This window comes from Vibrio sp. B1Z05 (genome assembly GCF_052955985.1).
In genome coordinates this window covers 570,684-597,632 of record NZ_CP130463.1, presented here as the reverse complement: position 1 = coordinate 597,632, position 26,949 = coordinate 570,684, and the positions used below count along the sequence as shown (strand labels likewise).

The 26,949-nt window shown below is 40.5% G+C and carries 25 protein-coding genes; 7 read left to right on the top strand and 18 right to left on the bottom strand.

Annotated features, from left to right (window positions below; all coding sequences use genetic code 11):
• Positions 1-214 precede the first annotated feature (214 nt).
• Both recC and QV280_RS02815 read right to left on the bottom strand, forming a co-directional pair.
• Positions 215-3,658, bottom strand: coding sequence for an exodeoxyribonuclease V subunit gamma (recC, locus tag QV280_RS02820; RefSeq protein WP_253912608.1), 3,444 nt, complete (start codon positions 3,656-3,658; stop codon positions 215-217).
• A gap of 57 nt (positions 3,659-3,715) precedes the next feature.
• Positions 3,716-4,681, bottom strand: coding sequence for a TDT family transporter (locus QV280_RS02815; RefSeq protein WP_152822588.1), 966 nt, complete (start codon positions 4,679-4,681; stop codon positions 3,716-3,718).
• Between the two features lie 119 nt (positions 4,682-4,800).
• Here QV280_RS02815 and QV280_RS02810 point away from each other — a divergent pair, with 119 nt between their 5' ends.
• The 5 genes from QV280_RS02810 (at position 4,801) to QV280_RS02790 (ending at position 8,851) form a co-directional block, all read left to right on the top strand.
• Positions 4,801-5,706 (top strand): LysR substrate-binding domain-containing protein, encoded by a 906-nt coding sequence (locus tag QV280_RS02810; protein WP_021714713.1) that lies wholly within the window; start codon positions 4,801-4,803, stop codon positions 5,704-5,706.
• A gap of 84 nt (positions 5,707-5,790) precedes the next feature.
• Positions 5,791-6,090, top strand: coding sequence for a YebG family protein (locus tag QV280_RS02805; RefSeq protein ID WP_021714712.1), 300 nt, complete (start codon positions 5,791-5,793; stop codon positions 6,088-6,090).
• A 90-nt stretch (positions 6,091-6,180) separates the two neighbouring features.
• On the top strand, positions 6,181-6,825 hold the full coding sequence (locus tag QV280_RS02800; RefSeq protein ID WP_021714711.1) for a MarC family protein: 645 nt from the start codon (positions 6,181-6,183) through the stop codon (positions 6,823-6,825).
• Positions 6,826-7,045: 220 nt separating this feature from the next.
• Positions 7,046-8,077, top strand: a complete 1,032-nt coding sequence (gene dapD, locus QV280_RS02795) for a 2,3,4,5-tetrahydropyridine-2,6-dicarboxylate N-succinyltransferase (RefSeq protein WP_023404742.1) — start codon at positions 7,046-7,048, stop codon at positions 8,075-8,077.
• Between the two features lie 198 nt (positions 8,078-8,275).
• Positions 8,276-8,851, top strand: coding sequence for a ZrgA family zinc uptake protein (locus tag QV280_RS02790; protein WP_152822585.1), 576 nt, complete (start codon positions 8,276-8,278; stop codon positions 8,849-8,851).
• Between the two features lie 133 nt (positions 8,852-8,984).
• Here QV280_RS02790 and QV280_RS02785 read toward each other — a convergent pair whose 3' ends face one another.
• The 16 genes from QV280_RS02785 to QV280_RS02710 form a co-directional block, all read right to left on the bottom strand.
• Positions 8,985-10,283, bottom strand: coding sequence for a dicarboxylate/amino acid:cation symporter (locus QV280_RS02785; RefSeq protein ID WP_023404740.1), 1,299 nt, complete (start codon positions 10,281-10,283; stop codon positions 8,985-8,987).
• A 930-nt stretch (positions 10,284-11,213) separates the two neighbouring features.
• A complete protein-coding gene (locus QV280_RS02780) occupies positions 11,214-12,254 on the bottom strand; it encodes a tetratricopeptide repeat protein (protein WP_023404739.1) in 1,041 nt (346 codons plus the stop codon).
• Between the two features lie 15 nt (positions 12,255-12,269).
• Positions 12,270-13,214 (bottom strand): type II secretion system F family protein, encoded by a 945-nt coding sequence (locus QV280_RS02775; RefSeq protein WP_152822582.1) that lies wholly within the window; start codon positions 13,212-13,214, stop codon positions 12,270-12,272.
• 2 nt (positions 13,215-13,216) lie between these two features.
• Positions 13,217-14,182 (bottom strand): type II secretion system F family protein, encoded by a 966-nt coding sequence (locus QV280_RS02770; protein WP_023404737.1) that lies wholly within the window; start codon positions 14,180-14,182, stop codon positions 13,217-13,219.
• 11 nt (positions 14,183-14,193) lie between these two features.
• Positions 14,194-15,651, bottom strand: coding sequence for a CpaF family protein (locus tag QV280_RS02765; RefSeq protein WP_021714704.1), 1,458 nt, complete (start codon positions 15,649-15,651; stop codon positions 14,194-14,196).
• A 16-nt stretch (positions 15,652-15,667) separates the two neighbouring features.
• Positions 15,668-16,882, bottom strand: coding sequence for an AAA family ATPase (locus tag QV280_RS02760; RefSeq protein WP_021714703.1), 1,215 nt, complete (start codon positions 16,880-16,882; stop codon positions 15,668-15,670).
• Positions 16,883-16,912: 30 nt separating this feature from the next.
• A complete protein-coding gene (locus QV280_RS02755) occupies positions 16,913-17,458 on the bottom strand; it encodes a TadE family protein (protein WP_021714702.1) in 546 nt (181 codons plus the stop codon).
• Positions 17,455-17,910: a TadE/TadG family type IV pilus assembly protein gene (locus tag QV280_RS02750; RefSeq protein WP_021714701.1), complete on the bottom strand. Its 456-nt coding sequence runs from the start codon at positions 17,908-17,910 to the stop codon at positions 17,455-17,457. Before QV280_RS02750 ends, QV280_RS02755 begins: the two co-directional genes overlap by 4 nt.
• A 2-nt stretch (positions 17,911-17,912) precedes the next feature.
• A complete protein-coding gene (locus QV280_RS02745) occupies positions 17,913-19,169 on the bottom strand; it encodes a pilus assembly protein TadG-related protein (protein WP_021714700.1) in 1,257 nt (418 codons plus the stop codon).
• A gap of 38 nt (positions 19,170-19,207) precedes the next feature.
• Positions 19,208-19,447 carry a hypothetical protein gene (locus QV280_RS02740; protein WP_021714699.1) on the bottom strand — a complete coding sequence of 80 codons (240 nt, stop codon included), beginning with the start codon at positions 19,445-19,447 and terminating at the stop codon, positions 19,208-19,210.
• 16 nt (positions 19,448-19,463) lie between these two features.
• Positions 19,464-20,927, bottom strand: a complete 1,464-nt coding sequence (locus tag QV280_RS02735) for a type II and III secretion system protein family protein (protein ID WP_119006039.1) — start codon at positions 20,925-20,927, stop codon at positions 19,464-19,466.
• Positions 20,928-20,935: 8 nt separating this feature from the next.
• A complete protein-coding gene (cpaB, locus tag QV280_RS02730) occupies positions 20,936-21,667 on the bottom strand; it encodes a Flp pilus assembly protein CpaB (RefSeq protein ID WP_021714697.1) in 732 nt (243 codons plus the stop codon).
• Entirely contained in the window at positions 21,664-23,013 is a 1,350-nt protein-coding gene (locus tag QV280_RS02725) for an AAA family ATPase (RefSeq protein WP_152822579.1), read from the bottom strand. Before QV280_RS02725 ends, cpaB begins: the two co-directional genes overlap by 4 nt.
• A gap of 11 nt (positions 23,014-23,024) precedes the next feature.
• A complete protein-coding gene (locus QV280_RS02720) occupies positions 23,025-23,534 on the bottom strand; it encodes a prepilin peptidase (protein WP_172972841.1) in 510 nt (169 codons plus the stop codon).
• 59 nt (positions 23,535-23,593) lie between these two features.
• Positions 23,594-23,770 (bottom strand): Flp family type IVb pilin, encoded by a 177-nt coding sequence (locus tag QV280_RS02715; RefSeq protein WP_152822573.1) that lies wholly within the window; start codon positions 23,768-23,770, stop codon positions 23,594-23,596.
• 140 nt (positions 23,771-23,910) lie between these two features.
• Complete coding sequence (locus QV280_RS02710) at positions 23,911-24,087, bottom strand: Flp family type IVb pilin (protein ID WP_152822570.1); 177 nt, start codon at positions 24,085-24,087, stop codon at positions 23,911-23,913.
• A gap of 161 nt (positions 24,088-24,248) precedes the next feature.
• Here QV280_RS02710 and QV280_RS02705 point away from each other — a divergent pair, with 161 nt between their 5' ends.
• Positions 24,249-24,938: a helix-turn-helix domain-containing protein gene (locus QV280_RS02705; RefSeq protein ID WP_152822567.1), complete on the top strand. Its 690-nt coding sequence runs from the start codon at positions 24,249-24,251 to the stop codon at positions 24,936-24,938.
• Between the two features lie 178 nt (positions 24,939-25,116).
• Positions 25,117-26,823 (top strand): AMP-binding protein, encoded by a 1,707-nt coding sequence (locus tag QV280_RS02700; RefSeq protein ID WP_152822563.1) that lies wholly within the window; start codon positions 25,117-25,119, stop codon positions 26,821-26,823.
• Positions 26,824-26,949 lie beyond the last annotated feature (126 nt).

Below are 26,949 nucleotides of genomic sequence, written 5' to 3'. Positions count from 1 at the left end.
GAAAGGGCTGGATACTTGCGCTCAAAGTTTGCGATCCCACTCACTGTTATCGTGTTTCGTTCCAAGTAGGCTTGCGCTCGAATGGTGAGGGATTTGCCATCTATAAATATAAGAAATAAGAGGTCTCTGTGACCCTTGGGCCGTCAGTATAAAAACCCCTACATATAATATTCCTGACGGCCCCCCCCTCTCTCTTATCTGCAGCTAATCGCCTTTACTTAGTCATTAACCTTTCTTGTACCGGCAAGAAGACTCTTTGTGCTAAACGATACCCTGACTCTGCCAATGCGTCATCCCATTGTGGCCAAGCTCTTTGTATGTAAATGTCTTGCGACTCTCCCGCGTTATAGTCATCGCCTAAAAAGCTTGAGTTGAACTTAGCTTGAGCCGCTTCGCGAGCCACATCACTATCATTTTTTTGTAATTTCTTACTCATTTCTTGCATCGCGCTTTGCGCTGAATAAGGGAAATAAGCAAGAGGTTGAGTCATACCTTCAAAGAACAGTGCTAGCAGATCTTGCAAAAAATCCAACGCATCTTGCGCAGATATCGCGGCAATAGAAAAATACTCCACCTCTTTGCTATTGGTGATACCAATAAGGTGACTGGTTAGCGATTGGTTGGATGCACAAGCACACAAGTGCTTGATCCACGCCTGTAAAATATCTTTTGAGCGAATGCGACCGACACGATAATTCACCAAACCAGAAGCGAAGTGATTGTCTAGCCACCCTGTGATAGTAAGATTATGTTCGCCAAAAGGAACACTGACAGACAACGGAATTGAAGGCTTCTTACTATTGGTGTAAAACTCAATTTCAGAGACCAAACCCATCATTGCCGCTTTATTTTCTGCCACTTCCAAATCGCCAAATTCGCCAATCGGCAGTTGCCCAGAGCTGCGATAATATTGAGATACTTGTTCTACTTGCGCCTCTCCGCCATCGAGCATAGCGGCGACGATTTCATCGCGTAATAAATAACGCTCCAAGCCACCTAAAGCAAAAGGTTCATCATCTTCCACTATTTCGCTATCGCGGTTAAACCAAACTTGCAGACGATGATTGAAGAAATATTTTATCGGCAGTGACCAAAAAGCGAGTAGCTGATCTAATTCAATCTCGGTAACGCTACCTCTTTCTAAGAAATAATCGGTAAGTGGCGTGGGCGAAGTTTGCTCAATAGAAGAAATGCCATTGGCAATAGGTAGCCATTCAGAGGCAAAGCTGGCGTTATTCAAAAACGCGTCTTTACTAAATGGCGTCATGGCATGGGATGAGGTTAAATAACTCACAAGCAGGTCACCTGAGTCATCAACCGACAAATCTTGGTCACCGACCAGACAATAGTTTTGTGCGCAATACTCTTGTAATTCGGTTAATAACACCGAAGGTAAGCACTCACTATTATCTAAAATCGATTGCCCAATATAGCTAATGTATAGAGTTTGCTGAGCAGAAAGTAGCGCTTCTAAAAACAGGTAACGATCGTCATCTCTACGACTTCTATCCCCTATGCGCGTTTTCACTGACATTAAATCAAAACCTTCAAGAGGAACTGAGCGCGGATATACGCCATCATTCATGCCCAATAAACACACCACTTTAAAAGGAATAGAGCGCATTGGCATTAAGGTACAAAAATTCACTTGTCCTGCTAAAAAGCGCTGACTAATGCGCGAGTTATCTAATTTATCTTGCAGATACTCACAGATAATTTGATGGCTTAGCTCGGAGGTTAACGCCGCTTCAGAGGTTTGCTGAGTCAGTGAAGATAGTGCATCGCGAATACTGGTTAAGGCAATTTCGTTTTCAATGTCTAACTCAAAGAAATCATTGGCTAACTGGTTTAATTGCGTTTGCCAATCTGCGCTATGCAAAGGGGTTTGCAGCGCGTTACGATAGTGCAAGACTTTGTCGATAAACGCGGCCAGTTTTCCGGCAAGCTCTCCTTGCATACCTTCTATTTGTTCATACGGGGCTAAAATACCCTCGCTCAACTCAAAAGCTTGGTTGGTAGAAGACATACTGTAGCCAAGCAAAATACGTTGTAAGCCAAACAGCCACGTATTTTGATTTAAGATTGGCAGTTCAAATTCAGTTGCGGTGGAGTCATCGAGCCCCCAGCGGATTCCTGCTTCTTGCGTCCATAGATTAATCAAATCAAAGTCAGTTTCTGACATGCCAAATCGTTGCAAAATAGCAGGCGTCTCAAGGATCTCCATCATTTCACTACGACCACAGCGACTATTCGGAAGTGCCAGTAGCTGCAAAAACGCATTTAAGATTGGGGTTTCTTCAGCAACACTTCTATCAGAGATGGAGTACGGTATGCGCCTGTCTGCGGTTGCATTGCCAAAAATAGCTTTGATGGCTGGGGAATAGGCATTGATATCCGCCACCATCACTATGATATCGCGCGGCTTGAGCGTGGGATCTTGATTAAACATCGCCAAAAGTTGGTCATGTAGCACTTCTACTTCTCGAGTGGCGCTATGACAACTATGAATAGAGAGCGAAGTATCTTGCGCAGAAACACAACCTTTGTGTGTGCTTTGATCCAATTGTGAATCGTCTTGATGCTGCTCTAATTGCAAAATGTTTTGCTGTATTTTATGCAGCAGTGACGTTGGCTCAATATCGACAAAAGCTTCGACTTCATTACTGCCAAGATCGGATAACAAATACAGATTGTCGCGCCCCTGCTTACCCATTGAGGCTAACAAGTTGTTGCTGATTGCATCATGATGAAACTCAGGTAATGCGTTATGTTCGATATCGCCTTTAAGTACCGCAACGCCTTGCTCGGTTTCCATCCCTTGTTCATTCCAGCGAATTCTCGGTCTGACTAGGTTAGCCATCTTCGACAATGTGCGCGGATCTTTAATATCACCCCAATAGTAACGACATGGGTTGTGAAACATAAGGTGCACATCGATATGCTCCCCCAGTGCTTTGAGCGCTTCTAGGTATTTAGGTGGTAATGAGCTAATACCAAACACAAATAATCGTTTGAGCACATTATTACTGCTGATCTCAGAGCTATTTGCTAAAGCATCAATAAAATCTTGATAGAGGTTGGCACGATGGTACTCCGATTGCTCTAAATCTAGAGTAAATTGATATAACTCTCGCCACAGTATTCCCTGCCAAAGACCTTGCCCTTGTAACTCATCAGGATGCTCATTTTGCTCCCAAGCGTTAATGTAGTCGGGGCGGTACACTAAGTAACCATCGAAGATATCAGCAATTTTTCCCGCTAATTGGAATAGCTTAGAGTCGTCATCATCTTGCTCTAGATAAGAAGCTAATGGGGAGAATTCAGGCTCAGCAAGCTTGTTGGGTAAAACTTGCATTAACTTCCAAGTCATCGCTTCTTTGTTAAATGCGCTGCGCTGAGGAACGTCCGGCAATACTTCAATGAACATCTGCCAAATAAACGTTGCAGGTAGCGGGAAATTAAGATTAGCAGCAATCCCCATCTCTTTAGCTAATTCCATTTTTAGCCATTGCGACATGCCCGGACTTTGCACCAAAATTTGCTCTTGCTCAAAAGGAGAAGCAAGAGGTTGCTGGCGAATTAGTGCAATCAATAAAGACTTAAGAAGATCGATTTGGTTTGAATGATAAACAGTAAACAAGGCAGGCTCACAATCCATTGAATCAATTGCAATAATGTTACCACACACTAGTGCAATTGATGTCGCTATGTGAGGTTATTTACTGCTAATTGCCAACCTTGGTTGAATCAATAAATTATTGAAATATTGTATTGCCACGTAACTCACAATGATAAATGCAACGCCTAACTCCAGTACCGCTAGAGTGTGAACCTGCTGAACATACTCTGTTGCGATATTCATATTTGTCATCCATGCCGCCACCTTAAACATAGCGGTTGCACTGATCACCAGTGGGAAAGTAAAAGCAGCATAACCTGGGCTAAACGGCAGTTTTAACAGGCGGTAAAACGCCATGTAGATAATGGCTGTCATAAGAATTGCGATACCAAACAGTAGCGCAACAATCAGTGGTGATGGCGACGCAACAAATGATAAGTAACCGGCTAATGATAAACTGGCTGGCGCTGCTAAAATTGCCAATGTAGGCTTAGCGGCATCTTGCACGAGTTCTGAAAACATCAAACGATAAATCATTATCGGCAACATGATAGCGTAGGCAATCATGCCAAAATATAAGGTCGCCGCGCCAATCCAGTGTAAAGAGGCACTGCCTGAGTAAGTTAAAGCGGCCACAATAATCCCTACCGGTGGTACAAACCAACTCGGCAGCATATGGCTAAGCTCAAAATTTTGACTGCGATGAAAGGTAAAGCTCGTTAAAAAGATAATGTGCAAAATTACCGAGATGAGCCATAACATGTTGCCGAATAGCGCCCAATGCTGACCAATAGCATACGACACTACCATACTCGCCATAGCAAAAGTGGGCACAACACTCCCCACTACTGGATGAGATAAATCTTGCTTTAATAGATGTGAATGAAGTAAGAATTTACCGCTCAAAATCAGCAATAATGTTGCCGCAATTACCGCGCCTATCATTTGTGCATATCCACCAAACATGCCTAAATTTTCTAGGCTCCAGCCTAAACTGGCAATACCTAAGGCCAAACCCGCCATTGGCGTGGGTGCATTGGCTAAACGAGATTGTGTTTGCATGTGATTGCTCCGCAGATTATTAACCGCTGTTCATTAAGTTGATGCAAAGAGTGTATTCTTAAGTTATGTTTATTAAAATTTAAATATTTAAAACTAGCGTTAAGTAAAAATAAACACTTATGATTTCTTTTACCCTAAGACAACTCGAAGTATTTACCTCTATTGCCAAAGCAAGCTCTATGTCCAGCGCCGCACAAACACTATGCCTATCGAAAGCGGCGGTGAGTCTATCTCTTAATGAGCTAGAAAACCAACTTGGACATACATTATTTGATAGGGTGAATAATCGCCTTGTCTTGAACAAGGAAGGCTCTACTCTACTGCCCGTTGCGGATGAGCTATTGGATCGAGCTCGCGCTATTCCCTCTTTGTTTAATGATTCAAATACATTGAGTGGTGAACTGAATGTAGGGGCCAGTAATACAATAGGTAACCAACTACTTCCCTACCTAATTCGAGATTTTAGGCAGCAACATCCGGCAGTGCGTTTTACCACCTTACTAGAAAATTCATCCCTGCTTAGTCAAAAAATCATTGATTACCGTATTGATATTGCCCTCATCGAAAGCAATGAAGACTCAGATAAGCTGACCCATCATCCATTTGGTTTTGACCGAATGTGCATTATTTGTAAGCCAGACAACCCTTTAGCGAAAAATAGCAAGCTATCCATTCATGAACTGGAAGCCAATAACTGGCTGTTAAGAGAGCAAGGCTCTGGCTCTAGAGATTATTTTATTCAACACATCGCGCAAAATTTAACCCAGTGGCAAGGGGAGTTTGAGCTAAGTAATAGTGAAGCGATCATCAATGGTGTTGCAGCAGGGTTAGGGTTAGCCTGTTTATCTGAGCTTTCAATTGATAGCGCACTCAAAGCTGGAAAAATCAGCAAGCTCGATATTGATTTACCCTTAGATAGAACCATGCAAATTGTGCTGCATAAAGATAAGTATTTAAATCCACTGCTGGCGGCATTTTTACAATACAGTCTTGAGTGGCGATTGAGCGCTCACTGCACAAAATAAGCAACTCAGCTAGACTGTAGCGCGTGATTTAATGTATAAATAACCAGTATTCAATTATTAACAATCAATTTATGAGGATGGACCATGGCTGTTATCGTCAAGTACGTGGTAGAACGCAACGGAGAAGAAAAGATGACTTTTACCTCAAAAGCCGAAGCGGACGCATATGACAAGATGCTGGATATGGCTGATGAACTATTTACTCTATTAGGAAATAGCGAAATCATCACCGATGAAGCCCAACAAGAAGAGCTTTCTATGTACTTAGCTAAGCACAAAGAAGAAGTTTTGTACGCTTTGGGCGCAAAACGTAAGCCAACACCGAAAAAACCAAAGGTTGTTAGTCAGGATGATGTCAACTCAGCAACTTCTGACGCTGCATAAGTAGCCGTAACTAATATAGTCCTTTATCATATAGGGTATCTCTACTTCCAAACTGCAAGATAGATTGCTAATTACCTTACAAAGGACTATATGAAAGACCTTATCGTACATGCCCTAGCTGTGTTCATGGGCTTTTTTGCTATCATGAACCCAATCGCTAATACACCTATCTTCATCGGTTTGACTCGTGGCAACGATCATCAAACAGTAAAGTCTATAGCACTGCGCTCTTGCATTATTGCTTTTATTATCGTCACCATATTCGCTATTTCAGGAAAGCTCATCTTTGACCTGTTTGGTATCACTTTATACGCCCTCAGAATTACCGGCGGTATTTTGGTATTTATGATTGGTCTGAACATGTTGCGCGGTAATAACGAACACCATAAGCCAGAAAAATCGGCCAGTCACACCATAGCGCAAAAAGAAGCGGCGCTGAGTATTGGCGTATCCCCTCTTGCTATGCCTATCCTTGCAGGCCCCGGAACCATTGCTACCGCAATGAACTTTGCAGCGGTTGGTGGCAACTTTGAAGTTATTATTACCATTATCTCCTTTGGACTGCTTTGTGGACTGACCTACGCACTGTTTGTCTCTGGAGAGCAGTTTGTTCGAGCTATTGGACCGAGCGCGCTAAACGTAATTACTCGTATGATGGGTTTAATACTGGCGGTTATTGGCATGCAGATGTTGATTGAAGGTATCCATCAAGCTTACATCGCGTTGTTTGTCTAATTACACTGCTTACTTGACCAAATATCGCCTTGCTTGCTCAATACCCGAGCGTTGGCAAGGCGCTTTATTATCAGTTTTCGTCATTTAGCTCTTTTCACGCCTGCTTGTGCTTATTATAGTGTAAGGCTATCAACAAAACTTGAGAGGTACGTCTACTCACCTTAACGCATAAAAATAGGTGGTAGTTCGTGCTAAAAACACAATATATGGAGATTAATTGATGTCTTTCTTCGCACTGGCACTCGGTAGCGCAACTAAAAACCGAGATAACAAAATTATTGAAGCTTTCTTCCCAACCCCACTACTGTCACCAGCAACTGAGCTGGTTGCTGCAGTTAAACAAGTGGTGGGTTACACCGAAGGTAATCAAAGCATCGAGATTACTCCAGAGCAATGCTCTGAGCTTGCTGGCGTATTTGAAAGCAATGGCCAAGCAGCAAGTGCTGACTTTGCAGCAAAAGCGGCGCAATCTAGCCAACCTCTTGTTGTTGTTATCTTAGCCAGTGATGAAAAACCTCAAACTGTTGCTGAAGGTTTCTTGAAGCTGCAACTGATCTCTCACCGTCTGGCTCAGCCTCACGGCATTGTACTTGATGGTATTTTTGGTCTGCTACACAACATTGCATGGACAAACGAAGGCCCGATTGATCTCCCTGAACTTGCCGATCGCCAAATCGAAGCTCGTCTTGCTGGTCGCGCACTGAGCGTAGATTGCGTGGATAAGTTCCCTAAAATGGTCGACTACATTGTTCCAACAGGTGTTCGCATTGCAGATACTTCTCGTGTTCGCCTTGGCGCACATGTGGGTAACGGCACAACAGTTATGCATGAAGGCTTCATTAACTTCAACGCTGGTACTACAGGCGTGAGCATGGTTGAAGGCCGTATCTCTGCTGGTGTTATGGTTGGCAACGGTTCTGATATCGGTGGTGGCGCTTCTATCATGGGGACATTATCTGGTGGCGGTAAAGTTGTTATCTCTATCGGTGAAAATAGCCTACTCGGTGCTAATGCCGGTCTTGGCTTCCCACTAGGTGATCGTTGTACGATTGAGTCTGGTTTGTACGTAACAGCAGGTACTAAAGTGCGCATGCTAGACAACAGCGGCAAAGAAGTTGAAGTTGTTAAGGCGCGCGATCTTGCAGGCAAATCTGACCTACTATTCCGCCGTAATTCTCAAACCGGTATTATTGAGTGTCTTACCAATAAATCTGCAGTTGAGCTAAACAGCGAATTGCACAGCAATAACTAATCACTGCAATTATAACAAGACTGACAGCATAGACCTGCACCTAAATGTGCGGGTCTTTTTATATCTATTTAAAAGAATTTCAAAGGCGATACTAGGCTAAACTGGGCAATAACCATTCATTCAATATAACTTTGTCAACATCACTATCTTGCGCCTAGCGAGTATGCTTTAGGCTCTTTATTATTTGTTACCCTTATCATGAACACAAAACCTCATACTATGCGTATTCTCCCTGCACTCCTTTGTACTTTTATCGCAGTACCAAGCCTTGCCTCTACCTTTAGGCAGCATGGAGCTCATGTACATGGCTTTGTCACCTATGATATTGCTCAAGATGGTACAGGGCTATTAATTGAAATCTATGCGCCAGGAATGGATGTGGTGGGTTTTGAGCATACAGCCAATACAGAGCAAGAAAAGAGTGCAATGAGCAGAGCGAATCAACTTTTGAATGATTCTCTCTCGATAATAAACATAAATACAGAAGCGCAATGCTCAATAACAGATAGTGCAGTAAGCCTAGTTAAATCATCATTTGAACAGCCCGCAGCGCAAGATATACATAATCCTTTTGTTGAACATAGCGCACATGCTAGCTTTGATATCAAATACCAATTTAACTGCCAAAATCCGCAGCAGCTAAATGACATCAACACCTCTTGGTTTAAGCACTTCCCTGCCACGAACACCATAGCAGTGAACTACTTCACGGATAAAACTCAAAATGCAACCGAGCTAAACAAACAACAGACTCATATCCATTTAGATAATTAGACATTTAGATAATTAGTCTGCTCAAAAAAAATGCCGCTCACCTAAGATGAGCGGCATTAATACCGAAGTTTAATTTCCCCTAACCAAACTGAGTCTGGGCTAGCTAGGGGATAACAATCTGTTAGGTCAGCAATTATTTAGCCAGTTTGACCTCTTCGACCTTCTTTCCTGCGTCCGGATCATTGAAAGTATCAATATCCAAAGCACCTTCTGATTTACCTACAATCACAGTTACCGCACTATCACCGGTAATGTTAACCGCAGTACGAATCATATCTAATAGACGATCCACACCCATGATAAGCGCAATACCTTCTAAAGGTAGGCCTACTTGGTTCAATACCATTGCTAGCATGATAAGACCAACACCTGGAACACCTGCTGTACCGATAGATGCGAGTGTTGCGGTTAGGATAACCGTTAGGTAATCACCCATGCCTAGATGGACATTAAACGCCTGCGCAATAAACGCTGTCGCGACACCCTGCATGATGGCAGTACCATCCATGTTGATGGTTGCACCCAGTGGAATAGTGAAAGATGCAACACGGTTTTTAACACCTAAACGATGCGTAGCAGTTTCCATTGTTACAGGAATAGTGGCATTTGAAGACGCCGTAGAAAAAGCAAACATCACAGCATCTTCCATCTTCTTCAAGAAATGAATTGGATTTAGACCTGTAGTGGCTTTCAAAATCAATGGATAAACAATGAGGCCTTGAATCAACAATGCGGCAGAGAGTACCAAGAAGTACTCGCCTAAATTCATGATCGCACTTAGACCAATGGTGCTAAATAACTTCGCCATTAAGAAGAAGACACCATAAGGCGCAACATTCATTAATAAAGCCACCAGCTTCATGATCACTTCGTTTAAATCTTGGAAAGCAGCAGCAACACGCTCGCCTGTTTCGCCACACGCACTGATTGCTATCCCAAATAATACAGCAAAGACAATGATTTGCAGGGTATTACCCTGTGCCATAGAGTTAATTGGGTTAGTAGGAAACATGCCTACAATAACTTGTCCGAGTGATGGTGCTTCACTGGTAGAGAAGGTCGTAGCGGCTGCTAAATCGGCCCCTGCTCCAGGTTGAAATACCGTACCCATAAAGATCGCCATAGAGATAGCAATCATGGTCGTTACCAGATAAAAACCAATAGTTTTGCCACCTAAACGACCTAAAGTTGCTATATCCTTTAAAGAACTTGTACCACATACCAGTGACACAAATACCAAAGGTACAACTAACATTTTTAAACTAGCGATGAAAATGGAACCACCAACATCAAAAAAACCATTGACGAGGTATTCGTTAATAAATTGGTTATCGCTAAACGCTAATCGAATGATAAAGCCTGTCAATACACCTAATCCCATACCGAGCAAGACTCGGGTGGTCAGTGACTTCTTCTTTTTATCAGTATTCATCTTTGAACACTCCTATTAATCTTATAATTTCGCTTTGAACGGCTCAAAGTCGCGAAGCAGGTTAGCAGGCGAATAGGTGATAGTTATTATCATCTGTATTTAAAACAGCCGAAACGTGATAAAGATCACGATTTTGACTCCTATTTTCTAAATTAACACACCTAATTTTTACAAAATAGACACACATCAGATAAGAGAAATATCATCTGATACTTTCTCTAAGTCTAAGTTACACAATGAGTTTCTTATCACTATTAAACAGATAACAATATTAAACCTTGTTTATCTTTGAATAATAATCCAACATTAGTGACTAAGTTCTAGATTGTTAATGGTATTAGATAGAATAGATGATAGTCACAAGTAATGCGTCACACAAACACGTTTGTTTTTTAAGCGCCAAGTCTAACGATTGAGTCACTAATTGATCATTCTAGTGTGTCAAATTCCTCACTAAAAAATCTTAATATCTAACCTTTATAAGCCTCTATTATGAACTCTGACAGTAGGCTGTATAACGCTGTATATACCTTAATGGTGATAGTGAAGTACGTTAACTTGAGTTGATCTTTGATAGAGACAAAGTGAGCGATGACAAAACATGCCTCTTTTGCTTCTATCTAGAATAGTGAGTGATGGATAGACTTTGAACTGTAGTTAACTTCCGTATAAATAGAGTTCATATAAGATCTACAGTAATTAGATTGCAAAAATTCATCTCAAATAGGCAACAACAATCACACTTATAGCGCCTTTAGTGGCATTTATCATATAGGAAAAAGCGCACAGTAAATCGTGACTTAGATCACGTTGATTATTAAGCAAGCAAATGAGATAAAAATTCAAGATAAGCTAACAAGAGCCTGTATATAAACTCAACTACGTAAGAGATAGTTTTTGGCAGAAGAAGAACTCTTCTGCCTAGTAGGATTACGCACCTGTCTGTTCTTTATCGACCTCTTCAACCTCATTAAGCCTTACTTCAGATAGTGCTCTTTCTAAGTTCTCATTAGCAATCTTGTAGTAAGACGGATTTTTATCTATCGCTTGCTGCAAGTAAGGAATTGCCTCGTCTGGTTTCCCTTTTAGCATTAAAAAGTACCCGACATTGTTTAAAGCCTCTGGCGTGCTCATATGACGTTTGAAGATATTTAACGCTTGTCGATTGTCCCCTAAAGAAATGTAGATTAAAGCCAGATTATTCAATGCTTTCTCATTATCAGGATCCGTTTTCAATGCCCTATTAGTGATCCTCTGGGCCAAATAATAGCTGCCACTCATATAATGAGAATAACCTAGGTTAATCATAGCTTGAGTCGACCTTGGGTTTACCTCTAAAGCACGTTCGTAGTACCTTTTGGCGATATCATGCTTACTGTCTACATCAGCAAGAATTCCTAATCCCATATAGCTTCTAAATGGGCTTTTTGAATCGTAAGGCAAACTTTGTAAGATTTCATCCGTTACTTCTGAATAACTAGTCAGTACATCAGGGTTATTCAATCTCACTTGGTCGGCATTGACCGCCCTAAAAAAGTAAGAGCGTCCTTCTTCGGTTAAACCTTGCTTTGTATAAAGCAAACCTAACTCTTCTAGTGATTGAACGTCGAACTCATCGTAATCAAGAGCCTGTATATAAGCTTTTTCAGCTAACAGATAGTTGCCTTTTGCCGAATGAATTCGGCCTACGGTATATAAGGTTTTATTCTGGTGGGTTGCGTCTGTAAATGACAATGAACGTAGATATTCATATAAGGCCAAGTCATAATTCTTGGTACTTAATGCAGCGTCACCTCGAGTAATAGCTTCAATCTCTGTTTTGGGTGGTGCTTCGTTGGTCAGCGATTCAACAGGTTTACCCGCATATAAAGAACCGTCAAATTCCTTTGGTTCATTCTCTGATGATGCACATCCAACTAACGCAATACAAACCAATGTGGCTAGCGCTTTTTCCTTAATATTTTTCTTCATTATAATCTTCCTTAATTATTTAAGCGCATCAAATAGCGTCATCAAACCCGGCCCTAACGCAACAATGAAAAAACACGGCCAAATGAATAACACCATAGGGAAAAGCATTTTAGTGGGGATTTTTGCAGCCACCTCTTCTGCGGCTTGCTTTCTTTTATCACGATAATCTTCCGTATAATCGCGTAATGTCTGAGCGATACTGCCACCGACCTTAGCAGCATGGGATAACATGCTGACTAAACCGGTAAGTTCTTCTACACCCGTTCTATCTACCAACTCTTTAAAAGCGGTTGGCATTTCTACGCCCGCTTGGATTTTGGCACATACAGTATCTAACTCCTCTGCGAGTTCAGGGTGACTAATCATAAGCTCGGTACTGATACGCTTAAGCGCAGCATTAAAACCTAATCCAGATTCAGTACATACCACTAAAAGATCTAGAGCATCAGGTACTGCGGCTTTGACTTTATCTTTTCGTTCGGAGACTAATTTAGCTAAGAACATGTTTGGAGCAAACAACCCACACCAAAGAGCGACAATAATCACTAACGGCATATAACTAGATTCATGCATTAAAAGGTAAGTTGCAGCGGCGAGGAATAACCCCACTAATACTGTGACTAATTTAATCGCATAGAATAACGACAGAGCATTGGTATCATGATAACCCGCTTGGATAAGTTGTAACTGAATACTCTCGCGTTCTTTTTTACTATTTGGCACCATCATCGGAGCCATGTTACCTAAAGCCGCACCTAACTTATCAGGTTTATGGGTAGACGCTGTATCGCCTCCCATCGCTTTCAATTTACGTCGAATAGGTGAGTTGATACCTAGAATCAACATGCCTACCGCTAATACGGCCAAAATAGTGCCGATTAACACCATCAACAAAAATAAATTATCTCGGGTCAAAAGCCCTGAGATTCCCATCTGTGACGCTAACTCATTAAAGTTCATGATCACACCTTGATATTGATTATTCGTCTAATCCATAACGACCCTATCGCCAAGCTAACGATACCGAAACTGACGGCCGTTATTCCCCTAGGATCTGATATCAACAAATCTGCGTGTTCTGGATTAATGAACATGGTCACGACATACAAAGCAAATGGAGATAAAACTAAAATCCAAGAAGAAAGCCGTGCTTCTGCTGACAAAGTTCTGATTTTTCTTGATAACTTAAAACGTGCTCGCAGTACTTTAGAGACTTTATCCAAGTTTTCTGTCAAATTACCACCGGTTTCTGCTTGTAAAATAACCGCACTGGAAAATGCCAACATCGATATAGTAGGTGTCCTATCGACCATTTGCAGTATGGCTAATCGCATGTCATAGCCAAAATTAAGCAGATTAAAGGTTTTCTTAAATTCTGTGCCTATAGGTTCAGGCATCTCTTCACCTACTTCTTTGAAGGCTTGATTAATCGGTTGCCCTGCCTGCAAGACACGCTTAATCATATCTAGACCTTCCGGTAACTGCTCTTCAAATTTTTGTAAGCGATGACTGATTTTCTTTTGAATAACCATGTGCACAATGACATACACAGCAATAAATAAAGCAAGGCTGATATACCACAGTTGTCCAAGATAAATGGAGATTCCCGCAACCACAAAACTGGCAAAAACAGTCCATCCGATAAGCTTACCTAAGGTGATATGAGTACCGGATAATTCCAACATCTTCTTTAATTTAGCGAAGATGGGGATTTTTATCATTTTTCGTTCAAATGGCGTCATCTCTTTTAAATAGTACTCATGAAGCAAAGAGAGACTTTCTTCGTCTAGTTTCTTTTGCGCATGCTTCAAGCGCTTAGTTAATTCACCATGCCTTGCCTTTTGCCCTGCAACAGGAAGAAGCAATGCTTGCGAAATAAACAACACCGCAAAAAAAAGTAATATGAGAAATAAGCCGAGATCACCCATGTCTTATCCTCCTACCCACGCTCAGTAGCTTTAAAAAGTTCGAATGGTATGTCTAAGCCACGCTTAACAAGTGCATCATGACATCCCGGCACAATGCCCGTCGCGATATAATCACCAAGAATATTGCCTTCTTCATCAATACCTTGACGCTGAAATTTAAAAATTTCAGACATGGTAATAACATCACCTTCCATGCCGTTTATTTCACAAATACTCACCATGCGACGTTTACCGTCTTCTTGACGCTCCATTTGCACGACCATATGAATCGCTGATGCAATTTGCGATCTGAGGTTCTTAGCGGACATATTCCAACCCGCCATCGCAAACATATTTTCTACACGACTTAACGCATCTCTTGGGGTATTGGCGTGAATAGTTGCCAATGAACCATCATGACCGGTATTCATCGCAGCCAACATATCTACGGCTTCAGAACCACGCACCTCACCTATAACAATTCGGTCTGGACGCATACGAAGTGAGTTTTTAACGAGATCTCGCTGTGTTATTTCACCTTTACCTTCCAAGTTAGCCGGGCGAGTTTCAAGACGAATAATATGCGGTTGTTGCAATTGTAATTCTGCGGAGTCTTCTATAGTGACAATGCGTTTATCGCTTGGGATAAATGATGAAAATATATTTAATGTTGTGGTTTTCCCTGAGCCTGTACCACCTGAAATCAATATATTGAGTTCCCCTTTGACAGCAGCTTCAATAAACTTTGCCATTTCAGGAGACAGAGAGTTAAAGCCCAACATGTTATCCATATTCAAGCGATCAACGGCAAATCGTCGAATGGAAACCGACGCTCCATCAATCGCCAGAGGTTGTATTATGGCATTCACACGCGAGCCATCTTTTAAACGGGCATCTACCATAGGTGAGGCTTCATCAATACGACGACCGACTTGACTTACAATACGGTCAATAATATTCCTTAAATGCTTTTCATCTAAAAAAGTGTGTGGCGTTCGCTCTAATCGACCAAATCTCTCAACATAAACATTTTTAGGCCCATTAACTAAGATATCCGATACAGATTTATCATGCAGTAACGGTTCTAACGGCCCTAAACCGAAGACTTCGTCTTCGATTTGCTTAATCACTCTTTTTCTACCTTCCAAACTAACAGGGTGCGTTTTATCATCATTCATTAATTGATGAATCGCTTCTTGTAGCTCTTTTTTCGCTCTGTTTTCTTCTAAATTAGCCAAAACACCCAAATCGAGAGTCTCTAATAGTTTCTTATGAAAGTAGTGTTTTACATCTAACTCTTGCTTAAGGTGCTTATCCATTTCAGCGGGAATATCGCTAGGTAAGGGCTCTCTCTTGGCAGTAGGTGCAGGTGCAGCGGGAGTATTAACTGTGTTCTCTTTAGCTGATGCATCAGAGTTATTCTCAGTTGAGGACAACGAGCTGACTTTTTTTTCAAAGTCTGGGTTTATATTTTTTCGCTTAAACAACATATATCATCCTAATTTTTCAGCTAAAGATTTTCCCTAACCAACCTGTCTTCTCTTCTTTGACAGGTGCTATAGACGAAGCTAAACGAGTGATGGCTTCTGAGACTGTTGACTTTTTTTTGCTTAAGCAAAAAGGCTTACCTAGGTTAGAGCTTTCATTGACCACCTTGTAATCATTAGGAAGAACATGAACCCTTATATCTCCTAATGCATCTTCGATATCTGTGATTTTAAGTGCTTGTTTTTTATCGTATCGATTCACCACAACCTCAACATGCTCTTTAGGTAATCCGTATTCGACTTCAAGAACACCGAGCATGTCATTGGTATTTTTTATTGATACATAACTCTGTTGAGCGACAAAATAGACCTTTGTTGATTGAGAGATTAACGAACTATAATTGGCTTCAATTCCACGAGATAAATCAGCCACAATATGCGTGTAATACTCACGAAGAACAGGTATAACCGTATGCAAACTTCGTGCTTTTAATTCATTTTCAATCGGATGCATTTGCTGAAAATTAAGAAAGCTTAAATTACAACTGTGTTTGGAAACTAATGTTTGTAAAGCCGTTTCATCTATGTCATTTGCAGCATCAATAATGTCATGAATACCGTATTGTGGTTTCAAGTCTAAATAATCTTGTATCGCACCAAACTGTATATCTAGGTCTAAAAATAACACTCGATTTTGTTCATTTTTAGCCAGTTCAATAGCGGTATTCATTGATACTGTCGAAGCGCCACTTCCCCCTTTGCTATTCACAAAAACATGCAGTTCAGCTAACTCTTTACTGGTAAACTTTTCATCTGCAACCGCAGTAAGAATCGAGGCGAGCCCTTCAATTGTGGTCGCTTCTGATAGAAAGTCTGATGCGCCAATTCTTAATGCTACTTTTAAATCAAAACTATTCCCTTCATCTCCAAATACCACTAAAGACGAGTTACTGTTTTGTAGCACTAAGCTATTGGCATATAACTCAGTAAGTTTTTGCGCCCAATCACCGCTGGATTGAATAAAAATTAAGTCGGGGCTACTTTGGTCTTTAATTTGTTGAGAATTAAATTCATTTAAAGTAATAAAACTAACAAATGCATTGGTGCACTTGTTTAATTCGATTTCTATATGTTCTTTGAATGCAGTCGTGCTATACACAACCCATATAGATATTTGACTTTTCAATGCCAGTCTAAATTCATCATTTGCATTCATTTGCACTACTTCACTCATCTTCCTTGACCTTAGTATTATTAATAATACTTACAAACAACTGGTACTGCCCGATGGCACTGATTCCATTTCACCTATAGGTCTATAAATCCCTAAACTCTCTGCTGGCACAATCGTTTCAAAATTAGGTGTTACTACACTGCCCAACAGATTAGATAATAACGAAAATCCAAAACTGAAATTCTCAATCTTCGTACGCACAAAACGTATTTTTTCAAACTGCTCATCAACTTGTTCAACTGTAGCGCTACCGCTATTAAAAATAGCGGTATCAATGAGTTGCCCACTGCCATCTAAGTAATCAATACTGAGCATTGACGGTTCATAACCAGATGGGGCAACTGCAGTAATACTTGCCAAGCCAGGAATATTCCCTTGTTCTGTTACGTAACACACTGATGCCAATCTAGCTGATTTTCGAGTTACTTCATTTAGCATTTGCAGCGAAAAAACAAACCGTGCAAATTCCATGATGGCAAAAAGAGCGATGAGTAATACCGTCGAGACAATCGTAAACTCGATAACAGCTAATCCTCTATTCTTTTTATAAAAGCATGAGAAAGAGCCTAACTTCATGGTGATACCCTCATTATAGAAGAAGCATTCATATTCAGACTAAATACCCCGCCGATAATTGGTACTGAAGTAAAAATAGGCGCATATGCATAGTTGGCGGAAACAGTGACGTAATTGGCTGATGAATCATCTACTGATATATTTGATGCCGATAATCCAGGTAAGATTGATTCCATATTTTGATTATTTGACGTACCCGTTTTATTGCCAAAAACAACCATATTTTTGATTTCACTATTATCTGCAATCAGTGATGCTCTATCAGTCCCGTAAACATCAATAACCGCGTATCTAGCCCCGTTCTGTAAGGCTTTATTCAACATTGTATAGTGCATAAAAATGCGCCCCACCTCGAATATGGCACATAGCAATAATAATAAAATGGGTAAAATCACCATCATTTCAATAGCCGCTAATCCATGTTCCTTGCTATTCGTTCTCGTAAAAATCATAGCTACGCTCCTGAACTGTTAGGATCTTTGTATAGTTGGATCTTATAAGCTCCTGATGTACTTGGCGTGGTAGGAAAGGTGGCATTATTTACCAGACAGTCAGTATTAAACTCTCCGTATACTTTTTGTGGTTCACTATTACCATTGCTTGTAGGCGCTTGCTGAGAAAGAAAGAAGCATCCTACTGAAACAACATTAAACTCTGCATTTGCACCATTCCCACCGGTATTATTTGAACAATCTATAATTGGCACAGATAACAAACGGCGACCAGGAACTCCACCAGCTTGTTCGGTGTAGTTACCATCTGCAATATCTTGTTGATAATCAGCATAGGTAAAATCAGAGGTGATATTGCCATCATCATCAGTGGTAATATTCGCTTCTTTAACATAAATATCAGGTGGATAATCACTCGCTGACATACCTTGATAGCTACCAAAACGAGTATTCAGACCTTTTTTTACTAATCCAACACTATTACCCGTCGCAACGTTAACAGAGCCACCAGATAGACAACCGTCATAGCCACCCGCTAATTGCTCATCAACTTCACCTTTACCGGTAAAATCTAATAGCTGAAAGTTCCCAGGGGTATCAAAATCCGAATCTTTCCAGCTTGATTCTTTTAATACTTGATAATCACCTTCACTGTACCCACCAAACTCATCATCTGAACTATCTTTAGCACATACAGCCATAGGTACTAAATTACAAAGCTCTGATGAGCTAGACACCGAAGAACTTGGCCCGGCCACCGCACTGGCTGAAACAGATTTACTGGCGTTAAATAAACCAACAAAAAAACCCTCTAAGGCAACGCCTGTCACCTGAACTCGTACATAGACATCATTAAACTCACCACTTGCATTTTTTCGTTGAAAGCTTGATGAAGGAAAAACCGTAGGATCATTGGAAAATTGGATAAGGATGATTGCACTATCGGACAAAGGTAAAGAAAGAGATGAGCCTCCTGCACCAAAAACTGCATTCTGCGTCACTGTTATTTCTGAATTTCCAGCTGATGATGAGTAATTTTTGACTGAGTCTAACGCAGCGTTTGCTATCTCTTGAGTTGTTTTACCTGAATCAGCGACTACAGCAGCAGCCAATGCTGCTGCATCGACACTATTTTGTACTCTTGCTTTATTCAACACCACATGATTCATATCGATAGCAAGAGCAGCAAACCCTAACAATACTGTTAGTGCTAGGGTAAAAATAATCATGACTAACCCTGATTGATTATTTCTATTCATATTGCATCCTTGCATACACGCCACCTTACCCTCACAGGCTAGAGGTTGAATCCTGTGATCGAGATATCCTTACTACTACCTTTATTATAGCCTTCAATTGTTGATTGGGCTCTTTCACCACTGCCGTCCGGTACTATCCCTTTATTCTCTTCGGTTGCTTGTGGATTATAAATTTGTTCGTTTTTCACTAAATTTACTGCTGTTCCTAACTTTGGGTTATTTGAACAGGCGGTTAAACCTAAGATAAACAACATCACAAAAACGGGCTTAAAATTCATAACTTGCTCCTTGCTGTTATAAGGAATGTCCAAATTGACCTTCTGAGCCACCGCTTGCCGTTGAGGCTTGAACGCGTTCTGTTGATTGCTCCTGTTGTTTTGGTTTTACTCTTTCATTATCTAAATAAGCACCTTTACCCAGTAAGTAAAACTCTATATCGGTAGGTTCCACAAACGCATCGGTAGGCAGAGCAATCTTGTCTCTATCCACAGGTTTTGCCAAACGAGGAGTAACTAAAATAACCAGTTCTGTTTCACCTGATACGTACTGCTTACTTTTGAAAAGATTGCCCAGTACCGGAATGTCACCAACACCTGGGACTTCGTTGGCTACATCACGACTGTTCTCGTTCAATAAACCCGCAATACCAATTGTTTGCCCGTCAGCCAATTCTATGGTTGATGAAGCGCTACGCTTTGTTAAAGGTGGCACTATATAAGCTGCGTTAATATCACCAGGGTTATAGGCAAGAGCACCCGAGGTTGCCACCTCACTGACATCCACTGCTAACTCTAGGTTTATTTTCTTATCGCTTAGAACAATAGGAGTGAAGTGAACACTGACACCGTATTCTTTATATTCGATACCAATGCCATCATCACTAGGGATAGGAATTGGAAATTCACCACCGGCTAAAAACTTAGCCTCGGAGCCGCTTAGGGTTGTTAAGTTTGGTTCTGCAAGCACTTTAGCGACGCCATTTTCTTTGGCGATATCCAAAGCAAAAGTAAACAGCGTATTACTATCAACTAACCCGCCAAGTATACCGAAATCATTTACCCCTACACTGTCCACGATAGGTAAAATACTACCGCCAGCTTCACCAATACCGCCACCCGCACTCGTTAACCCCCAAGTGAAATCACCACTTTGTTGGAAAAAACGAAAGTTAGAATCAAAACGACGTACTAATGAACGTTGCACCTCAGCAACAGTAACCTCTAGCATTACCTGTTGTGCTCCACCAATAGTCATAAGGTTAATCACGCCTGACTCGGCTTGTCCTGCGTCACCATCAGAAGCATTAACGGCTTGACCACCAGAGAAGGTTTGAGCAACCTTCACCGCTATATTCATATTTTCTTGGCTGCTCACTAAACCGCTGAGTATCAACTTATCTTGAGCGCTATGAACTTTTATTTCTTCGTCAGGTAAGAAGTCATATAACTTAGATTTTAAATTATTAAGGTCATGCGTAACCTCAATATTTAAAGACTCAATCAATCGACCTTGAGCATCCCATGCCGATAAATTAGTAGAACCTAATTTTTTACCAATCAGAAAAAGCTCATCAGCTTTTAGCATCACGATATCCAGAACCTCAGGATCGCCTAGTGAGACTTTTTTAGCCTTACCAGAAATCTTCACATGAGTTGACTTGTGATGAGGAATAGTAATGGTGTTCCCCGACTGCGTGGTTGCTTGAACCGAAGGTACTAGCAAGGCAATCAAAGCAAATATTGCAAAAATCCGTTTCATGATAAGCCTCAATTATTTACGCGAACGTTAGATTGGGTTGTGCCTTTGATAATAGTGACGCTTGGAGGAGCAACGTACCGTCTAACTGGTGGATCTATAGCTTGAGGGTTACGAAGCGCAAGTTGTATCGCTCCTCTACTGTTTTCCGATAACAGTTTTTCTGCTTCACGAGGAGTCACTTCTAAAGTCACTGCGCGCACAATAATAGGTTTGTTTTCACTGGTTTTAGCTGTCTGATCGACCGCAAGCACCTTAATATTTTTAAGAACCGTTTTAGTGCGATTATTAACGGTATTTAAAATATCGACTTTATTTCCAGGAAGTAGAAAACCAGCAACACCCACAACGTCATTTACACGTATCGTTACTGCGCGTTTATTCTCAGGAATCAATACCGCCAAACTGGCACCTTCGTTAGGGCCACCAAAGTGCGATTTATGTATCAATTCACCTTCAAAGACAGGCGATTTAGCGACCATTCCCACTAATTCAGAATAGTTTTGTACTTGATTCGCATTTTGCCATGCTGATTCAAGTTGCTTTTTAGTCAGGTGTTTTTCTTCAATGACAGTACCTTCTGGTATATCTACTGCGGCGATAACGGTCGGACGTCGTTCTACCGTCTCAACTTTAACCTGAGGCTTAGTTTGGCCTTCCATCCACTGCTTAGCGACCATGACGGCACCAAGGCCAAAGACTACTGACAGAATTAATAAAAATATTACCGTTCCTTTACTCATAATACTGATTCTCCCTGTTCGTCAGCAGTGAAATAAAGATCCCATGCCCTTTGTAATATAGTCGAGTCTACCTGAGGTGCAATTTCTTCAAACTGAATAATATCGAGGCTGATTCCTAATATATCTTTTGGAAGACAAGGAAAATAACCAACTTTATGTAAACTATGCAGATTTAATAAGGTCTCTACCGCACTCGGTAATATTTCTAATTTCTTACTCTTTGACAGATCGGACCATAAATTTAAATAGTCGCTTTCAATAAGTGGTTGGAACTGAATTTTATAGCCTAAGCGTCTTAAAAAAGCAGGATCGGCAATGGTTTGTGGGTCTAAGTTAGTTGAAAATGCCATTGTTAACACAAATGGAATGGTAATTTGCTGACCATTCGGTAGAGATAAATGGTCATAGTTATATTCCATAGGCACAATCCATCTATTGAGCAAGGTCGCCACTGGCATAGGTTGGCGCCCCAAATCATCAATAACGAGAATGCCGTTATTTGCAATCATTTGTAAGGGTGCAATCCAAATTCGGTTATGCTCTGTATGGTTAACCTCCAACATATCCATTGTCAGTTCACCACCAACTTGAACATTAGGTCTCTCACACAATACCCAACGTTTGTCATAGTGGCTCTTTAAACTGATCACATCTCGGTTATGGCTATTATTAACGGGAGTATGATGCTGTTCTGAAAAGACTTTTATGATATTACCAGCAGCATAAACAGAATGAGGGACATATACAGAGGTATTGAGTGAATTGAGTATTCTAGCCGCAACAAAGCTTTTCCCTGTACCAGCATGTCCATAAAGCAATAAAGCTCTTCCAGAGTTTATCGCAGGACCTAATACCGGCACTAATCTTTCAGCACCATAGACATCATTTAATGCACGCTCGACATCAGGCCTAGTCACCAATTGCGCACGTAAGTCCTGAGCTTCAACCATGCTGTTGTATGTCTTTAAAGACACCGGCACAGGACCAATATAAGCATCTTTTTTAAATGCTAAATCTGCTTTATTTTGCCCTTGCTCCGATAATGCATATCGAACATGACTTTTTGCTGATTCAGAAAACAATGACGTTGAAGAGGGTTGGAACACCTCTACAAACGCTTTCTTTCTTAAATCTGCCAAAATATCTTCGATTAAATGGGTCACGATCCCCAGATACTTAGCGAGCTCTAAAACATCGGATTTAGGGTAGGCAGCAAGATGCTTCAATATGAGGTTTTCAACAATTACCTGAGGTATTTCTAACTCATCAAATGATGAAATAATAGGAGGAGCACTGACCTGAGGGGTTAGCTTACAAATTTCATCCTTTAGTTCTGTCGCGCTCATTTTAAATCCCTCTAATTAAAATAATAGAACAGTGCGAGTCCAACCATGACCGATGGTGCAAATGGCATGGTTAACTTATCTCCATATCTCCATGGATTTGAGTTTTGTGCGTTAGTATTGATTCTGGTGTATAGCTTTGGTTCATTGATTAACAGCAACGGGTTTTTTATTCCTAAGAAGCTAAAGTTATATACTGTAAATAATGTTCCAATGATGCCTGATGCTAAGACAATCCATGTGATACAACCTCCAACATCATTTAACCCTACACAAAAACCAACTACTCCTAATAGTTTCACATCACCAGGAGACATCACTTTCAAAAGAAACATGATCAATGAAATAAAAAATAAAAGAGTTCCACCTAAGAGGAAATTACCTAAAGGTAATTCATAAATATGTATATTGAGGGCTTGAAAAGATAACAATATAAGTAACAACTTATTTGGAATTCGATGAAACTTTAAATCATTAATTGAGATTAAAAAAAGTAATGACCAAAACACTATATAACTATTCATAAAAACCATAAAACCGCACCAAGAAAACCTAATGCGGTTTAGTTAATTATTAATTTTAATTAAGAACCGACACTACTGATTGTGTTAGTTAGTTTGTTGTTAAGGTCGTTACCTAGATTACTAAAGACAACAGAAATAGCTGCAACTAAAAGCGCGGCACCAATTACATACTCAACAACGGTCAATCCTTCTTCGTCTTGTGCGAAACTTTTGATACTTGAAATAAATTTGTCCATAAATTAACTCTCCAAAAATGTAAGCGCCTATACCTATAAATTAGGTTGCACAAGTAAAGGTAACTTAATGTTAAGAGTAGTGTTAGGATTATTTTACCCAGACATTGCATTATCTTTACCTTACATTAGGTGGGCTTATTCTATCCAACACCCTCTATGGCACTATTGAATTTGTTGCTCAAACCAACTTGTAAGCCAAAGAAAACAGTTGAGATAACAGCAACTAATAGCGCGGCAGCAATGACATACTCTACAACAGTCAATGCTTCTTCATCAGAAAGGAATTCAATCGTAGTCGGTATCCATTGAGTGCTCATCTGCGTACCTCCTTAGAATTAACCTATACATTCTAGTCTATGAGCTCAATAGACGCCCCAAGAAAGTTAATTAAATGTTGCACTTTTATGTCATATGACTATAAACTTTAGTAGCTAATCATTTATTAGCTAAAGTTAATATAGTAGTGTAAGGATTTAACATGCAGTCAAAAGGATATTGGCTCGGGAAATCTATGCAACAATTGCCAGCATTCACCGCTGAGCAGGTTGGAATAGACTCAAACTTCTCCGAATTTGGTTCTGACATCTCTATTCTTAGTCGAAGAGAGGTCAAGGTTGCCCATTTTTATTACTCTGAAGAATTTAAATTTTTATTTGAGTTGTCGCTTAAGATCTGTCAAAACCTTGGCAAAAAGATCATCGCTATCTACGACAAAGAAAAGTCATTGGCTAATTATTACGACACATCCCATGTGACCTTCGTTTGCAGTGATTCTGAATTTGAAAAAGACGCATTGCTACCAAGCCTATTTTATGACGAAGACGATACGTTCACTTCTCCTGTCTTAGATACTAGGATGAAAAAAATTGAAGAATATATCTCAGTAAATATTAACCGAGATATTAGAGAAGAAGAGGTCGCAGAGCTTTCCAACTTATCCATTAACTATTTTTCAAGATTTTTCAGAAAACACCGCAAAGTCAGCTTTCAAGATTATATTACTTTGAAAAGGGTCAATATAGCTCAGCAGATTCTAATCGACTCTCCGGCGGAAAAAGTTTCTTCTGTCGCTTATCAAGCGGGTTATTCTGACGTTTCTTACTTTAATCGAGTTTTCAAAAAACACACTGCAATGACACCCACTCAATATAGAAAGTTAAATATATAATCTGCGCACTTATTTTATAGAATAAAATATTTGCACAATTTAATATTATTTTTAGCATTATTTAATAACCTAAAGTTATATGCTGTTATTAATTCAATAATAAATGGAATTTTTCTATACAAAATAAAAAACCTGCTAAGCTTCTGATAAATGTCAAGCAACCAATGGAAGGCAGTTTATGGAAATAGCTTCAGGGAACGGAGCGCAAGAATACGTTTACACTAACCCACCTTGTACCCTCCCACCACCCAATGAGTTGATTTTAAAATGGGCTCAGGAACGACCAGACGAGATCTACCTCAAACAGATCATTGACCGAGAGTTTGTCAGCTATACCTACGCTGAAGTTGCTGATATGGCGTTAAAATTTGCAGGGGCATTGAAAGAGTTAGGCTTGAAACCTCGTGATAAAGTCGCCTTCATTTCTAAAAACTGTGTGGAATGGTTTATCACAGATCTTGCGCTCATGCTTGGTGACTTTATTAGTGTACCTATTTTCCCAACGGCTGGTGCAGATACCATCGAATACTGTTTAACTCACAGCGAAAGCACTGTGCTGATAGCAGGTAAACTTGATGATGCGGCAGCTACTGCAGAGGTCATGCAACGCCTTCCCACTCTGATTACCATCTCTTTTCCTTATGATTCAGCACCGGAGTGTCAATACAAGTTTGCACAGCTGATTCATGATGCACCTAATACGGAGGAGCGTCCACAGCACCACGATGATAAGCTAATGTCGATCGTCTATACTTCTGGGACATCAGGCGTGCCAAAAGGCGCTATGCTCACCTACGGGGCTTTTAGTTGGTCAGTGAAGAACCTTGTTGATCATATAGGCATACAGCCTGGCGATAGGATGTTTTCTTATTTACCACTGGCACACATTACTGAACGAGTATACATTTTTGGTTCCTCAATTCAGGCTGGACTTGAGACTGCCTTTCCGGAGTCTCTGGATACCTTCATTGACGATGTCAAAATGCATCGACCAACCTTATTTATTTCAGTGCCGCGTTTATGGACCTTATTCCAGCAACGAATTCAAGATAAGCTACCACCGAAGAAACTTAACTTACTGTTAAAAATCCCAATTCTAAACTCCATCATTAAAAAGAAAATCATCGATGGCTTAGGCTTAGATCAAGGACGAGTTCTTGGCTGTGGTTCTGCGCCTATTAGCCCTGCAATACTTGAGTGGTATCACAAGGTTGGCATTGATATAACCGAAGCATGGGGAATGACTGAAACATTCGCCTATAGCACCCTAAACTACCCATTTAACCCATCTAAAATTGGTTCTGTCGGTAAAGTAGGGCCAGGAATCGAGTTAAAAATTGCCGACGATGAAGAAATACTGGTTCGCAGTAAGGGGATGTTTTCAGGGTACTACAAAAATGATGAAGCGACCGCTCGTACCTTTAATGAGCAGGGTTGGCTACACACTGGCGACATAGGTTCGATAGATTCTGAAGGTTATCTCACCATTCAAGGGCGTAAAAAAGATACCTTTAAAACAGCCAAAGGAAAATTCGTTGCGCCTGTTCCTATCGAAAAATCGATTATAGAAGTTGCACGTGTCGAAATGCTTTGTTTAGTAGGATTGGGCATGCCGGGACCTATACTACTAATAGTTCCACATAACTTCCCTAACTTTGACAAAAAACGCTATGAAAAAAGTATTCATAGATCCATCCAAGGTATTAATGAAACTCTTGAAGGACATGAGAAAATCAAAGGTGTGCTACTCATAAAAGAGCCTTGGAGCATAGAGAACCAGATACTGACCCCAACCCTAAAGATCAAACGTCATATTCTAGAAAAGAAATATCATGACACTGGCGCTAATTGGCCAAAAGATCAATTCGTGGTGTGGGAGGAGTAACAAGCTAGTTTGCAGTACCTAGTTTGCAGTACATGGCAAGCAACGCTAAATAACAGGCTACACTACATAACAAAAAGCCCCGATAGTTTGCACTATCGGGGCTTTTTTAGCTATTTAAGAACAAAC